This is a genomic window from Moraxella sp., from assembly GCF_024227015.1.
Taxonomy (GTDB): domain Bacteria; phylum Pseudomonadota; class Gammaproteobacteria; order Pseudomonadales; family Moraxellaceae; genus Moraxella.
On the sequence record NZ_JAAELD010000213.1, the window covers coordinates 1 to 14,809 of the forward strand.

Consider the following 14,809-nt stretch of genomic DNA (forward strand, 5'->3'; position numbering starts at 1 on the left):
AAATAAGAAAATAAGGAATAAAGCGTGATCGGTGACGGGACATAAAGGGAAATTAATAAAAATGGAAATGTAATATTAAGCCAAAATCACCACAACTGCAAGCATTGTTATATGGTATTTTTATAAAAATCCTTTAAAGATTCAAAACCTTGCTTATTTTTAAATTTAAATGCCGTGAAATGATTTGGTATGAATTCTGGCAAGCTTGGTCCAATTCTAATAAAATCACTTCTTATCATTCAGATTATCCGTGAAATTACATGGTTTTATAAGGTATTTTTGTGGTATGATATGCGTTATTTTTGCCTTTTATTCACTCATTTTTTATTGAAGGAGTTATAATATGTTGGAATTATTCATCACCAGCGCACACGCAGCTGCTGCCCCAGCACAACCAAACGCCCTATTGCAAATCCTGCCGATGGTGGCTATTTTTGCGATTTTCTATTTTCTAATCATTCGCCCGCAATCAAAGCAAAGAAAACAACACCGCGCGATGGTGGATAGCCTAGCGGCAGGCAATGAAGTGGTATTTGCTGGCGGCCTTATGGGCAAAATCACCAAAATTGAAGGTGACTATGCGGTCATCGCTCTAAACCCAACCAACTCTATCAAAGTTCAACGCGCAAGCGTCATCAGCGTTCTACCTGCTGGTACAATCGAAAATATCTAAGCAACAAAAACAATACTTGCTTTGGCAGGTTTTGTTTTTTTTCATTGTTTTAATTTTGCGCAACGCTAAATTGCGCCTTAACCATAAGAAAAACCTATGCATTACCCTGCTTGGAAATACATACTCATCGCTGTAGTGCTCGTAATTTCTGGCTTGTATGCCCTGCCTAATTTATACCCTGATGAGCCTGCGGTACAGATTACAGGCGCATCAGCTGGCGTGCAATTAACAGAAGATGTTCTAAACGAATCTCAAGGACTGCTCGATAAAGCAGGACTTAGCCATCATGGTGGCAGCTTTAGTAATAACAGTGCTTTGGTGCGTCTATCAACTGCCGAAGATCAATTAAAAGCGCAAGAAGTGCTACGTCGTGAACTGGGCGAGAACTACGTCGTCGCTCTAAACCTCGCTCAAACCACCCCAGAATGGCTGCGCAACATCGGCGCAAAACCGATGAAGCTAGGTCTAGACTTGCGTGGTGGTGTGCGCTTCGTGCTTGAAGTAGACATGGCAAAAGCACTAGAGCAACGCCTAGCAACCGCAAGCCAAGACGCAAGACGCGCCCTACGCGCCGACAAAATCGCCGTCAAGAGCCTACGCACCACCGAAAATGGTATGATGCTTGTGTTTGACGGCAATGACGTTCGTGATCGCGCACAGAGTATCTTACAAGCCCAAATGGCGAACGAATTCACCTTACGTCCATTAGCTGATACCGAAGGCGCGGCACTACAACTAAGCTATACCGAAGCTCGCCTTAATGAGATCAATGAATATGCAGTGGGTCAGAACTTAACCACGCTGCGTAACCGTATCAATGAGCTTGGTGTCGCTGAAGCTGTGGTTCAGTCACAAGGTGCTAATCGCATCGTCGTTGAGCTGCCTGGTGTACAAGACACCGCTGAAGCCAAGCGTGTACTTGGTCGTACGGCAAACCTAGAATTTCGCATGGTGAGCGATGATGCTGATAGCTTTACTGGTGGCATTGCACCTGCTGGTACTGAAGCTTATCCATTTGGCGACTTAAATGGCCCTCCTTTGCTTTTGAATCGCCAGCCTATCGTTACTGGTGAAAAAGTACAAGGCGCTCAAGCAGGTCTGGATGAAAATGGCCGCCCACAAGTATCGATCAACCTTGACACTCAAGGTGGTAGGCTGATGCAAAATGCCACAGCTTCAGCTGTAGGTAAACAAATGGCAGTATTATTCATCGAAAACAAACAGCGTGTAAGCTATGAGACGGACCCTCAGACTGGTGAGACGACAGAAGTGCGTACGCCATATTCTGAGACACGTGTCATCAACCGCGCGACGATTAATGCCGTGCTAGGTTCGTCTTTCGTGATTACAGGCCTAGACTCCACTGCTGAAGCTGACGAACTTGCCCTACTGCTTCGCTCTGGCGCACTGGCTGCACCGATGTATTTCGTCGAAGAGCGCACTATCGGCCCATCATTGGGTCAAGACAACATCGACAAGGGTCTATTCGCCTCAAAAATCGGCTACCTACTCGTATTCTTGTGGATGATCGTGTTCTATCGCGCTTGCGGCGTGATTGCCAGCATTGCACTTGCCTTTAACATCGTCATGCTGGCCGCCATCATGTCAATCATTGGCTCGTCTTTGACCCTGCCAGGTATTGCCGGTATTGTACTGACGATGGGTATGGCGGTCGATGCTAACGTACTTATCTTTGAGCGTATTCGTGAAGAGATTGACGCGGGCGCCAGAGCCAAATCAGCCATCGTGGCAGGTTTTGACCGTGCGTTTAGCTCTATTCTAGATGGTAACATGACCACGCTATTGGTGGCGTTTATCTTGTTCGCGGTTGGTACAGGTCCTGTCAAAGGCTTTGCCATTACGCTTGCCATTGGTATCATCACGTCTTTATTTACCGCCATCATCGTGACGCGTGCACTCATGCAGATTTGGTATGGCTATCGTAAAAACTTGACAAAAATCAGCATCGGTTAGGAGTATATGATGACAAATGATAATAATCCAATCGATAACCACGACGAACTAAACGCCAAAGAAACGCGTCGTCGTCGTGGTCCACGTCGCGATGGTAAAGGCAGTAATGCTCGTGCGAACGAAGAAGTACTTGCCAACCAAGACATCATCGCTGTTAATGAAGCTGCTGAAAAAGCAGGTGGTGCTAAGCTGATTGGCAACCGTCGCATCTTGCCATTCATGAAGCTTGAAATCCCAATGGTCATCCTATCGGTGCTGCTGGTGATTGCAAGTGTGGTCGCCATCGCAGTCAAGGGATTGAACCTTGGTCTTGACTTTACAGGTGGTGTATCGGCCGACGTCTCATATGGTCAGCCTGTCGAGCAGGCACAGGTTGCCAGCGCATTATCACAGCAAGGCTTTAACGATGCTGTCGTGCAGTATCTAGGTACGCGTAGCGAACTATTGGTTCGCCTGCCACCTCAAAATACTCAAGATCCTGAAGGTCTTAGCCAAGCGCTAACGTCAGCATTAAACTTACCATCAAACCCTGCCACCGTTGAGAACATCAACATCATTGGTAGTCAGGTGGGTAATGAAGTTTATCTAAATTCATTACTTGCAATCGGTTTGGCGCTGTTGCTCATGATGGTCTATGTATCGATCCGATTCCAGTTTAAGCTGGCTTTGGGTGCGGTATTGGCACTATTTCATGATGTGATTGTGGTGTGTGGCTTGTTTGCTATTTTTGGCTGGCCATTCGACTTAACCGTGCTAGCGGCCGTTCTAGCCTTGATTGGTTATTCGGTGAACGACACGATCGTTATCTATGACCGCATTCGTGAGAACTTCCGCCGTGTCCGCGGTTTGACGCCTTATCAAGTGGTCGATCTGTCACTGACCGAAACATTAAGACGTACATTCATGACCACAGGAACGGTTTTTGTAGTGGTGGTTGCGCTCTTATTCTTGGGCGGCGATGGTCTGTTCTGGTTTGCACTGGCTCAGTTTATCGGCACGATTGCAGGTACTTACTCATCGATCTATGTTGCCAGCTCAATCCCGCTGCGCATGGGTCTGTCTCGAGAGGACTTTGTCGTACAGGTTAAGCCTGAATTTGAAGAAGAGGTGGTGGTATTCGCCGACCCCGAACTTCAAAATGCCAAAGACTAATCAGAAATCCCCAAATACCATATTTGGGGATTTGTCTTTTTGGCGTATAATGTCTTTAAACAAAAAATAAAAATTCAAATTAACACAATCATGTTTCGCCCAATCCATTCATTCAATAAATTATCACAAAGAACTCAAGGTTATCTACTGGTGCTATTTACCATGTGTGTATGGGGGAGCTTTAGCCTGCTGTCGCGAGTTACTGTGGCTTGGCAGATCTCGCCTTGGGATGTGATCGCCATGCGCTTTGCTTTTTCTGCATTGATTCTATTACCAATCATCCACCACCAAAAAGACTGGCAATTCCTATGGTCAAGACGATCTATTATCCTAGCATTGATGGGCGGTGTTGGGTATAGCTGTCTGGTTTATACCGCCTTTGCTCTTGCGCCTGTTGTGCACGGTGCTGTGTTCTTAAATGGCATGATTCCTGTGGCGACTGCGCTGCTACTATGGGTATTTTTTCGGGTCAAGCCAGATCGCAACACCAAGATTGCGCTTAGTATCATCATCATGACTTTATTGGCGATGACGACAATGATCATGGCAGGCGCGTATCATTTCAATGTCGGTGATGCGATTTTTGTGGCTTGTGCATTTTGTTGGGCGGGCTTTAGCGTTCTACTAAGAGAATGGCAGCTGACGCCATGGCAAGCGATGTGCAGTACGGTGTTTTGGTCGGCGGTTATTTATTTGCCGATCTATGCGCTATTTATTGGATTTTCTTCGCCGAACGCCAGCATCGTCCATCTAGGCATCCAAGGCATCTTTCATAGCGTGCTGGTGATGATCGTTGCCACGGTGACTTATGCCATGGCAGTCGCGAGATTGGGTGCTTTTCAGGCGGGTGGATTGTCATCACTTGCGCCTTTTATGTCTGCCCTGCTCGCTGTGCCATTGCTGGGTGAACCACTTAGCATGGTCATGGTGCTCGGTCTTATTGGTATGGGGCTTGGCACAGTACAGCCATGGCGCTGGCTTAATCGTTCTTAATCTAACACCATCTTAGTCATAGGAGGCTATATGAATACTCTAAAAAACATCACCATCTACTGCGGCTCAAACTTCGGGACGACGCCCGATTACTACGAAGCGGCCAAGCAGATGGGCAAAACTCTGGCCGATCAAGGCATACACCTCATCTATGGCGGCGGTAAAGTAGGTCTGATGGGTACGATCGCAGATGCTACCCTAGCAAATGGCGGAACAGTGACAGGCGTGATTCCTACATTCTTAAAGCAAAAAGAAGTCGCTCATCTAGGATTAACAGAATTGATCGAGACGCCTGACATGGCAACCAGAAAATACAAGATGATTGAGCTTGCTAATGGATTCATCGCCATGGCAGGCGGCATTGGCACCTTGGAGGAACTCTATGAAGTGCTGTCATTATTACAGCTACGTCAGCATGCCAAGCCGATTGGCATTCTTAATACCAAAGGATTTTTTACCCCATTTCTAGAGACGCTGCAACGATGCGCTGATGAAGGCTTCATGCCGCAGTCGAACATGGCTCTGATCTGTGTGTCCGACGATCCTGTAGAACTATTAAAACAGATGGAAAACTTTGAATTTAAAGATGCACCCAAATGGGTGCGCCCAAGTTGGCTGGGCGAACAAGACATCCCAACTTGGTAATTATTGATGAAATATTGCTAAAAATTGAGCATTTTTTGATGAAATCATCAAAATTCATACAAAAAACACTTGCAATAAAATAAAACGAATGTACACTATATTCAATCTGTTTTTTGCGTGTTTGTTGGCGCATTTTGAACAATTCTTAGCAAGTTAAATGGCGCACTCCCAGTTTTCGCTAGGCGTTTTTGAAAAAATTTGTTACAATAAACCGTGTTATTTAATTTTTAATTTCAACCCATTGTTAAAAGGTGATGGCTATGGACATCAAAAAAATTCGTGAACTCATTGATTTAATGGAAGAAAAAGATCTGGTCAATCTTGAATACGGTCATGATGATAACTACGTGAATCTAACCCGTAACGTCGCTGTACAGACCATCGCCGCACCTGTCGCAACCACAGCCGCACCTGCTGCACCTGCAGCGGCTGCCACACCAAAAGCACCTAGCGGTAAAGTTGAGACCTCACCAATGGTGGGTGTATTCTATTCAGCACCAAGCCCAAATGATCCTCCATTCGTTAAAGTCGGTCAAAAAGTCCAAGCAGGCGACCAACTAGGCATCATCGAAGCAATGAAAATCATGAACCCATTAGAAGCTACTCAAAGCGGCATCATCGAAGAGATTCTGGTGAATAATGCTGATGTGGTACAATTCGGTCAGCCTGTCATCCGCTACAAAGCGTAGGTGAATCATGATTAAAAAACTATTGATTGCAAACCGTGGTGAGATCGCCCTGCGCATCGTGCGCGCCTGTAAACAGTTAGGCATCTCTACCGTGGGCGTGTACTCGACAGCCGATAAAGATCTCATGCACCTGCGATTCGTAGATGAAGCAGTATGCATCGGTAACGCCCCTTCTTCTCAAAGCTATCTTGACGTGAATGCCATCCTATCAGCTGCTGAAGTAACTGGTGCGGATGCGATTCACCCTGGTTATGGTTTTTTGTCAGAGAATGCTGACTTTGCTGAGAAAGTAGAAGAAGCAGGTCTGACCTTCGTAGGCCCACATGCTGACCACATTCGTCTAATGGGTAACAAAGTATCTGCCATTAACGCCATGAAAAAAGCCGGTGTACCGACTGTACCAGGCTCGGTTGGTGCAATCACGCTACACAACGCCGAAGAACAAGCCAAGAACATCGGCTTTCCACTGATCGTGAAGGCAGCAGCTGGCGGTGGTGGTCGCGGCATGCGCGTGGTAGAACGCTTTGAAGAGCTCATCAACCAAGTGCAAGCTGCCAAGGCAGAAGCCGAAAGCGCCTTCGGTGATGATACTGTATATATGGAGCGATTCTTAAAGAACCCTCGCCATGTCGAGGTTCAGGTACTTGGCGATGGTAACGGCAATGCCCTGCACCTGTTCGATCGTGACTGCTCGCTACAGCGTCGTCACCAAAAAGTACTAGAAGAAGCACCAGCGCCTGGCATTCCTGATGACATCAGACAGCCAATTCTAGACGCATGCGTGCGTGCCTGTGAGCAGATTAAATATCGCGGTGCGGGCACCTTTGAGTTTCTATATGAAGACGGTCAATTCTTCTTTATTGAGATGAATACCCGTGTTCAGGTAGAGCACCCCGTTACTGAGATGATTACGGGCATTGACATCATCGTTGAGCAACTAAAAATCGCCGCAGGTTATGGACTATCTTATCATCAAGACGAGATCGCCATCCGTGGTCATGCCATCGAATGTCGTATCAATGCTGAAGATCCTAAGACTTTCATGCCTTCCCCTGGTAAGATCGAAAATCTGTTCGCGCCAAGTGGTTCTGGCGTGCGCTTTGACAGCCATCTGTATCAAGGGTATAACATCCCTAGCTACTATGACTCGATGATAGGCAAGCTGATCTGCCATGCGCAAACACGCAGTCAAGCCGTTGCAAAGACATTGCATGCATTGGATGAGCTAATCATCGAAGGCATCAAGACTAACATTCCACTACATCGTGATGTCATTCTACAAGATGAGAATTTTGTTAATGAAGCACAAAACATTCATTATCTAGAAAATCATCTACTAAAGCCGAAAGACAGCAAATAGTCAAATAAGGGGTGCAATCAGCACCCCTTATTTATTTGTCAAATTAATATCGAACTAACCTTCAGCCAATACCAATTTTTTGATGCAGATAAAGCGCCAGAGCTGACGTCTCTTCGCCACGAGGTGTTGCTGGCGAATATTACGCCTTGCTAAGCGAGTGGCTCTAAGCTTGGCAGGATGTGGCCGTTGTCTGCGTCGATTAATGATCTTCCTGCGCATCTTCTGTCCCCATTAGCAATTGTAGCATGATTTGGCGATATTTATCATCGCTGGACTTTAAGCGTTCGATGAATTCATTACCATACTCAAACACGTTTACGCTATTTTGGGCATTTGGCACACGCAGATGGCTAGGCAGACGATCAAAGTCATGGTTAGCCTTAGGATTGATGGTGGTAAATACATCCACAAACATCGGCTCTTTGGTAGAGATCACATCTTTAGCGAACTGACCTTGCTTAATTTGCTTGGTCAGATAATGACGATAATGCATCCAGTTGATCTGACCTGATTTGATGCCATAATGCCAAACGGGCGCATATGGCGACACCTCACTTTCTTCAGCTGCTGACTCCGATTGATTTAGATTGTCATAGTAGCCATCAATTTGAACTCTTAGAATGCTTAGTAGCAAGCCCATGAATTTTTCGCTGCTGAATTTGGGCTTATCAGTAGCATCTGTCTCATCTTCGCTCTGACTGATGGGCGCACTCACATTGATGTTGCTCTCGCCATCAATCAAGTCATACTCATGATAAGTAGGCTCGTTCTGAAGCTGTGGGTATTTGGCGGTGATGTCATTATACAAGGTATCAGCAAAAATATAGCGGCTGTAGGCTCGTGCCTTAGCCGTTGGTGCATTTTGAATGATGCGGGTACTGTCATTGATGCGAGATTTGACCGAGTCATCGACATTCGCTTTAAAGAACGGCAAGTCGTACAGCGCCTGGGCAGAGACTTGCTTGATGGATGCATCATCGAGACTTTGGAAGCTTTCTTTTTTGGCGTTAAGGTAGGCGCGGATGAAGTCTTTGGCAAAACCCTCAGGTAGGCTGCCGTCATTTAATGGGATGGCAAGCCATTTATTATGCCATTTATCGCCAAGATTCTTGTCAGCCAGATTGCTATTCGCCAACGCGAAATTGTCCGCCCATAGGTAAATGATTCCTGCTTTCAGATCAACATAAACAGGCTGATTCATGGCCATATTGAGATTCTTGGCTTGATATTCAACGCTTGGCAAGGCAGTGATTACGCCAGATAGCGGCTGATAGCGCCCTGCCATCGTAGCCTTAGTGGGCTTGATGAGATATTCGTTCAAAAGCTCGGCTTTCTTGACGTCAAGTGCGGTATGATTCCCGTCATGCTCAGCAGAATTGACTTCTTGGAGCTTTAGCTTCTGGCTTTCTGCATGAGCAGAGATGGCGGTGGTAAGTACAGATCTCACCTCTTCAGGATTTAAGTCTTTGGACTGTTGATAAAACTCTTCAAAATCAAAGTTCTCGTAAGTATCCACGCCATATCGATCATTCACACATGATAGGTAGCGCTCTTTGATGGTTTGTTTTTGATTATCTAGATCTTCAGGCGGTTCTGATTTCAATAATGCAACATACGCTTCTTCGTGTTCATTTTCGCACACTCTCATCATGTCGTCAGCGGCAGACAGCTGCTCAGGCGTAGCATTTGCCAATGCATCACGGCGAATATGATTAGAGGCATAGACCGTCGTTTGATAATCAAAAGATGAGCGCAACTGAGATTGAATCGCTTGGCTTAATGCTGATTTGGCATCTGGCGCGGTGGGCGTCTTAGATTGTTCAGGCGTTAGCGAACTTTGTCCTGTTGTGGCACAAGCTGACAAGGCGAGTGACGCAAAGATCGCAAAGGGTGTAAATTTCATTAAAGTCATCATATGTCCTTATTATTTAGTCTTGACTATATTGCGCAGCGGCAGCGGCAGCGGCAGCTTCATCTGCGGCGGCAGCGCCATCAACATCACCATACAGATCATCATCTTCGCCGTACTCATCATACAATTCTTCATAAGACAGCCTCTCTTCTAATGCCTGCTTCTTAAGTTTAGCTTCTTGGGTGATGTCTGATAACCAAGCCGCACCATCGAATTCTTCCGCTGTGCTAAAGCTATTCGTAAATTTGTCATTCAATGGATGCTTAAATGGCGTGTTAGAATAACGCACCTGACCCACCGTCTCAACACGAATCTGCTGCATCGCATCGTCAAATCTGCCAATCACTTGCATGCCAACGATCTTGCCTTGGCGATTTAGGTAGAAATAATTCGCCTGATGAAAATCCATGGGCAAAATACCCTCAATAATCTGCATCAGACCGCCCAAATCACGCGTATGATAGCCGTCATTGATGATCGCCAGGTCATCAATGGCGCGCTTAATGTTATCGCCTTTGTCGCCCTGTTCGTACACTTCAGGATGCGAATCAACGTATGATTTTAAAGTATTGCCAATGTGTTTGATGATCACACCCATGAACTGACCCGTTCCATAAGCATCAAAATCGACCTTGATGGCGCGACTTGCCCCAATTTCTTTAGCAAATTTATCATCACTGATGTCAATGGCGGTAAATTGATCACCATCGAGCTCATTGAAGGCATTTAGAACGCCTTTTTGGGTTGCATCGTAGATCACCGTCATCGGTAATTGATTGTGTAGATCATTTGGCAATGTAAAAGCCATCTCTTGATCAGGCAGCTCACTGGGTAGTGGCGCATGTTTTGGGGTGAGAATGGCAATGACTGGCAATAGCGCAGCGACATCCGCCTTGGCTTTTGACTGCTCGAAATCTAACAAAACAGGCAGCTGAATCGACTGCTCGGCGGTGGGCGAATAGTAATCCATCGAATACAGCATCTTGCTTTGGCGCTGCTGCGGACGATGATGACTAAGTACGGTCAACGCTGTGTTATCATAACGATACAAGTTCTGAGCGAGCACCTGCTCAGGCGATACTTTCATGTGATTTAGCATGCTGCCTAATATACCACCAAAAATATTCGGTATCTGACCTGTCGGCAGGCGAAGTTCGCTCTCTTCTTTTTGTGCCGTCTTCATGCTCTTATAGGCATCGAACCATGGCGAGATGCCAGATTGCGGTTCATAGTCATCATAATCGCCATAACCATACATGGCTGAGTACTGCTCTGAAGCGCGTACAGCTACTTCTGATAGATCACTGATCGGCTCAGGATCGTATTCCTTATCGGTATTATCCTTAATGACGCCATCCACACAATTGACATAGCTGATGTAATTATCAGCGAATTCTTCTTTATTTTTATCGTATGATTTACCACGTGCAAATAGCTCTTGCACTCCCGCCTGATGCGTCAATGCACACTCTTTTCGAGCGGCGATTAATTTTAAATCTTGTTCAGAAGTCTGATTCAGATAACTCCATGGCTCAAGCCCGCGATTAAAATTATCCACTTCATTGCACACAAAATAATCCATGTACACCAGATCATAATAGACATAACTGTCATCATCGTAAGATTTGGTTTGGCGATTTGGCGCAAGAACTTGACGAACACCTTTGTCAAAATTCAGCGCGCAGCCACGGAAATGCGCCACATCGGAACTGATGTAACCAGAGCCTGATAACAAGTCTTCATCTTCAACGGATTGGTTAAATTCTTTTTGGCAATCACTAATGGCTTTTAGCTGGTCTTTTACTGCTTGCTTGCTTGTGCTGATATTTGGTTCATCTCGTACCAAATTATCAATTTCATATGAAGCTGAGGCAATACAACTGTGGAAACTACTAATCGCACTATTCGCCAGGCTACGCTTCGTACCATAATCGCTCTCAAACACCAAGCCTTCGCCTCGTGTTACGGTGCTATCAGGTGTGCGACCCAACTGCTCATCATCATAGCGCAAATAAGGCAGCTCGGACAGGCTATCATCCATGCTGTCACTATCAGCGTAAATATAATCCACGCTTGAGCGATAATAATCTGGCTCGTAGCCTTGAATGTCTTGATTGGTCTTATGTTCGTATGTCTTAATCGCGCTGGCAAGCAAAGTGTCTGCCGAAGCATCGATGCCATCAGGGTTGCCAATGTTTGCCGCCTTATAGTGGTAAGTGCCGAGCGTATGTCTTTCTGATGACAAATGCGCCGCCAATGCTTCGGTCAGCATCGCCTTGTTACGCACGATGGGCGATGACGCCTGATCGCTAAATAAGGCGCGGGCATCAGCAGCATGACTGCTCGCCAAATTGGCTTGCGCCAGATTGGCGGTGTGTGAGCCGCTGATCGTGCTGGTATTTTGGCAAGCAGCTAGCATCGCTGCACCCACAAATAGCACGCAAGGCTTCAATAAAGTCTTAAATCGACCACTTGATTGGCTTATTTTCATCATTATTCCCTAATCTTCATCAAAAATGATACTTTCAATTATACTAAAATATGACGCAAATGCGACAAGTTTTTAAACGATTGAGATAAAAATTTCAAATTCTTAGCAATAAAAAAGACCTTGGGTAATCAAGGTCTTTTTAAGGTTTATTTGTCAAAATAAGCAATAAGCATTTCAAGGCATTTTTTTGCTTTGGTGGACATCTGCTCTTTGGCGACCGTAGATGCGCTTAAGGTCAGTGTTGGCAGGTGGTAATCAGCAAGCACTGGCACCAATTCACCCGATTCGATGAGCGCCTTAGCATCCAATTCGCTTGACTTAACGATGCCATAACCTGCTGCTGCCAAATCAAGCGCGATGGCTTGATTGTTGCTCATTAAGCGCGATGAGACGCGGATGCTAAATTTATCCTCGCCTTTTTGAAATTCTAGATTTTCGTTTTGTTTGTCGCCATGGGCGATGAAAGCATGTGATGACAGGTCTTTTGGCGCGCTGATGGCATTATGCGCATCTAGGTAGCTTGGCGATGCAAGCAATAGCTGTTTGACTTTAGACAGTGTTACACCTTGCGGATTTTCTTCTAAAACAACCGCCAAATCAATACGATCTTCGATCATGTCTAGCTCTTCGCCGCGTGCGATCAAATTCAAAGACAGGTTCTTATGCTCGTCAAGCCACGCGCTTAGTGCAGGAATCAGATATTCACGCGCAATCTCTGGTGATGTTGCGATACGAAGACTGCCTGCGATCTCATCCTTTAGCTGGCTAACACTGTCGCGCCCTTGTTCAACCGCTTTGACCATTTGTAATGCGGCAGTATAAAGACTTTCACCTGCTTCGCTCAAGCTTAGTTTTCGTGTTGAGCGGTATAGTAGTGCCACACCCAAATCCAACTCAAGAGAGCGAATCTGCTGACTGACAGCACTTGTTGTAATACCCAATTCTTTGGCAGCGCCACTAAAAGACCCATGCCTCACCACGCTGGCAAAAACTGCCATACCACGCAAATTATCTAACATATTCGACCTTCAAAGTTATCCTAAATCCATCAGGGCAGGCTGGCTTTTATGATGATGTTTTGGCTATCCGCCAAAATCTCTATACGCTTGCCTTAATTTCACCGTTACACAAACCAATCAAAAGTATATTATAACAGAGATTATGTGCAATTAGTAAACAATTTATAAATATTTTTTGCATAAATCGCAACAAAGCCACTTCTTCTGTAAGGATTTAGTAATAATTTTCACATATAAGGTCAAATAACTGCCAATTCCTTATAATTATTCATTAAAATCAATAATTTACTTATTTTAAATATGGTAAATATTAATTAAAAATTAATCATCTAAGGTTAATTTCGTTCCTGAGAGAATGCGCGTATCTTCTCCGTGATCATCAATGAACCCCTGCTGCCATAAGGTCTGCACCACAGGACTTTGAATGATTTGATTTTGAGCGTCTATCATCACCTGAGCATCACGTTTTTTCTGTAATTGGTAAGGAATGTCTGCTTTCTCTGTAACATCCAGCAATGGTAAGTCATCTTGAAGCTGTATGCTGGGTAGTCGCTCGGCGATTTTAGCTTTGGCAGAGTTAAAGCTGACGTCCACCTGTGAGTTATGACTGTCCACATGCAGCGTGCTTTTACCATCTATTTCCCCGACCATGCGACTACTGTGCAGGAGCGCCAACTCATCATTGTCGAACAGATGATCTTGGCGCGCCAACGCCAACCAATAATCCCATTTTTTTGCCGTCCATTCGCCTGATAGCTCAATCTGTGGTGCGATTAGTTTGGCTTTTAAGGCTTGCTTAAGGTTAGTGGCTAAGTTCGTTTGGTTATCAGCTAAAAGCGTTTCAGAAACCAGTTCCTCTTGTTGATTGATTTCAGCATTGGTCTCAATGGGGTTTATAGGTGATGAACTTAAAACCACTTCCTCTTGGATATCGATTTGGTCATCGATGCTATTATCATCACTCTTATCTGATGATTCTTCATATCCAATCGTATCATTAGAGGCAAATTCAGCGGATGGTACAGTCTCGTCCATGTTAGTATCGCTTTGATTGTCATCATAAGCCATCTCATCAGAAGTTAGGCAATCCAAGATTAGTTCTGGCGATTCTTGTTGATGAAGTTCATCTAATGACAGATCATCGTCATAGACTACTGCATTAATCTCATTAATCTTGAGATCATCAGTCTGTAATAGATTTTCACCATTCGTATCATCACCATGAGCGACACCTGTAGAAGAATGATCATTGTAAGATTGATTAGCATCAGGCGATTCTACATCTTTAATGTCAGAGCCAACTACTGGTGCGCTCTCAATATTCAATACTTCATTCGTCACAAGTGGACGAAACGCAAGCAATCGCAAAATTCCCATCTCAAGTGCCTGCATCGGCGTGGTCGCCAGGCGCACGCTGTCACGCGATTTGATAGCAATCTCATAATACAACTGCAGCACATCAGCAGGTATCTGCGCAGACAGCTGGGTGAAGGCTTGTTTTTGTGTGTCATTCTTATCAAGTGGCACCGGCAAGAACTGTATCATGGCAAGTTCATGCAGACTATCTACCAGCCTGTCAAGTACCGCAACCGCATCCACCATCTGAGTGCGCAGTCTTGAGATATGATTTGCCACGCTGCTACGATTATCCAGATAGATATCCCGTATCAGGTCAAGCACATCCAGCCCATCTACAAGTCCTAGCATGCTGACCACAGTCTCATCATTCAGGCTGCCGCCGCCAAAAGCAATGGCTTGATCGGTCAAAGACAGCGCATCACGCACCGAGCCTTTGGCAGATTGCGCCAGCTGCCAGACAGCATTATCACTGTAGCTGATGTTTTCATTTTGAAGGATCTTGCTTAGATGCTCATGCAAAAGCTCTTGGGACATCGGGCGTA

11 protein-coding genes are annotated in these 14,809 nt (G+C 45.4%); 7 read left to right on the top strand and 4 right to left on the bottom strand.

Going from position 1 to position 14,809, the window contains the following annotated elements; genetic code table 11:
* Window positions 1-346: 346 nt before the first annotated feature.
* The 7 genes from yajC to accC all read left to right on the top strand — a co-directional run bounded on the left by yajC (window position 347) and on the right by accC (window position 7,486).
* Complete coding sequence (yajC, locus tag GY683_RS04795; protein WP_297287672.1) at window positions 347-673, top strand: preprotein translocase subunit YajC; 327 nt, start codon at window positions 347-349, stop codon at window positions 671-673.
* A gap of 96 nt (window positions 674-769) precedes the next feature.
* Window positions 770-2,647 carry a protein translocase subunit SecD gene (secD, locus tag GY683_RS04800; RefSeq protein WP_297287662.1) on the top strand — a complete coding sequence of 626 codons (1,878 nt, stop codon included), beginning with the start codon at window positions 770-772 and terminating at the stop codon, window positions 2,645-2,647.
* A 9-nt stretch (window positions 2,648-2,656) separates the two neighbouring features.
* Entirely contained in the window at window positions 2,657-3,799 is a 1,143-nt protein-coding gene (gene secF, locus GY683_RS04805) for a protein translocase subunit SecF (RefSeq protein WP_297287663.1), read from the top strand.
* Window positions 3,800-3,889: 90 nt separating this feature from the next.
* Window positions 3,890-4,792 (top strand): DMT family transporter, encoded by a 903-nt coding sequence (locus tag GY683_RS04810; protein ID WP_297287664.1) that lies wholly within the window; start codon window positions 3,890-3,892, stop codon window positions 4,790-4,792.
* A gap of 30 nt (window positions 4,793-4,822) precedes the next feature.
* The gene (locus GY683_RS04815; RefSeq protein WP_297287665.1) at window positions 4,823-5,437 is read left to right on the top strand and encodes a TIGR00730 family Rossman fold protein; all 615 of its coding nucleotides are present in this window, start codon (window positions 4,823-4,825) and stop codon (window positions 5,435-5,437) included.
* A gap of 260 nt (window positions 5,438-5,697) precedes the next feature.
* Entirely contained in the window at window positions 5,698-6,126 is a 429-nt protein-coding gene (gene accB / locus GY683_RS04820; protein ID WP_297287666.1) for an acetyl-CoA carboxylase biotin carboxyl carrier protein, read from the top strand.
* 7 nt (window positions 6,127-6,133) lie between these two features.
* Complete coding sequence (gene accC / locus GY683_RS04825) at window positions 6,134-7,486, top strand: acetyl-CoA carboxylase biotin carboxylase subunit (RefSeq protein ID WP_297287667.1); 1,353 nt, start codon at window positions 6,134-6,136, stop codon at window positions 7,484-7,486.
* Window positions 7,487-7,685: 199 nt separating this feature from the next.
* On the opposite strand, the gene GY683_RS04830 is transcribed toward accC, so the two are convergent.
* From GY683_RS04830 to GY683_RS04845, 4 genes are all read right to left on the bottom strand, one after another.
* The gene (locus tag GY683_RS04830; RefSeq protein WP_297287668.1) at window positions 7,686-9,398 is read right to left on the bottom strand and encodes a hypothetical protein; all 1,713 of its coding nucleotides are present in this window, start codon (window positions 9,396-9,398) and stop codon (window positions 7,686-7,688) included.
* A gap of 16 nt (window positions 9,399-9,414) precedes the next feature.
* Window positions 9,415-11,889, bottom strand: coding sequence for a hypothetical protein (locus GY683_RS04835; protein ID WP_297287669.1), 2,475 nt, complete (start codon window positions 11,887-11,889; stop codon window positions 9,415-9,417).
* Window positions 11,890-12,035: 146 nt separating this feature from the next.
* Window positions 12,036-12,908 (bottom strand): LysR family transcriptional regulator, encoded by an 873-nt coding sequence (locus GY683_RS04840; protein WP_297287670.1) that lies wholly within the window; start codon window positions 12,906-12,908, stop codon window positions 12,036-12,038.
* A gap of 321 nt (window positions 12,909-13,229) precedes the next feature.
* On the bottom strand, window positions 13,230-14,809 hold a 1,580-nt coding region (locus GY683_RS04845), incomplete at its 5' end, for a hypothetical protein (RefSeq protein WP_297287671.1).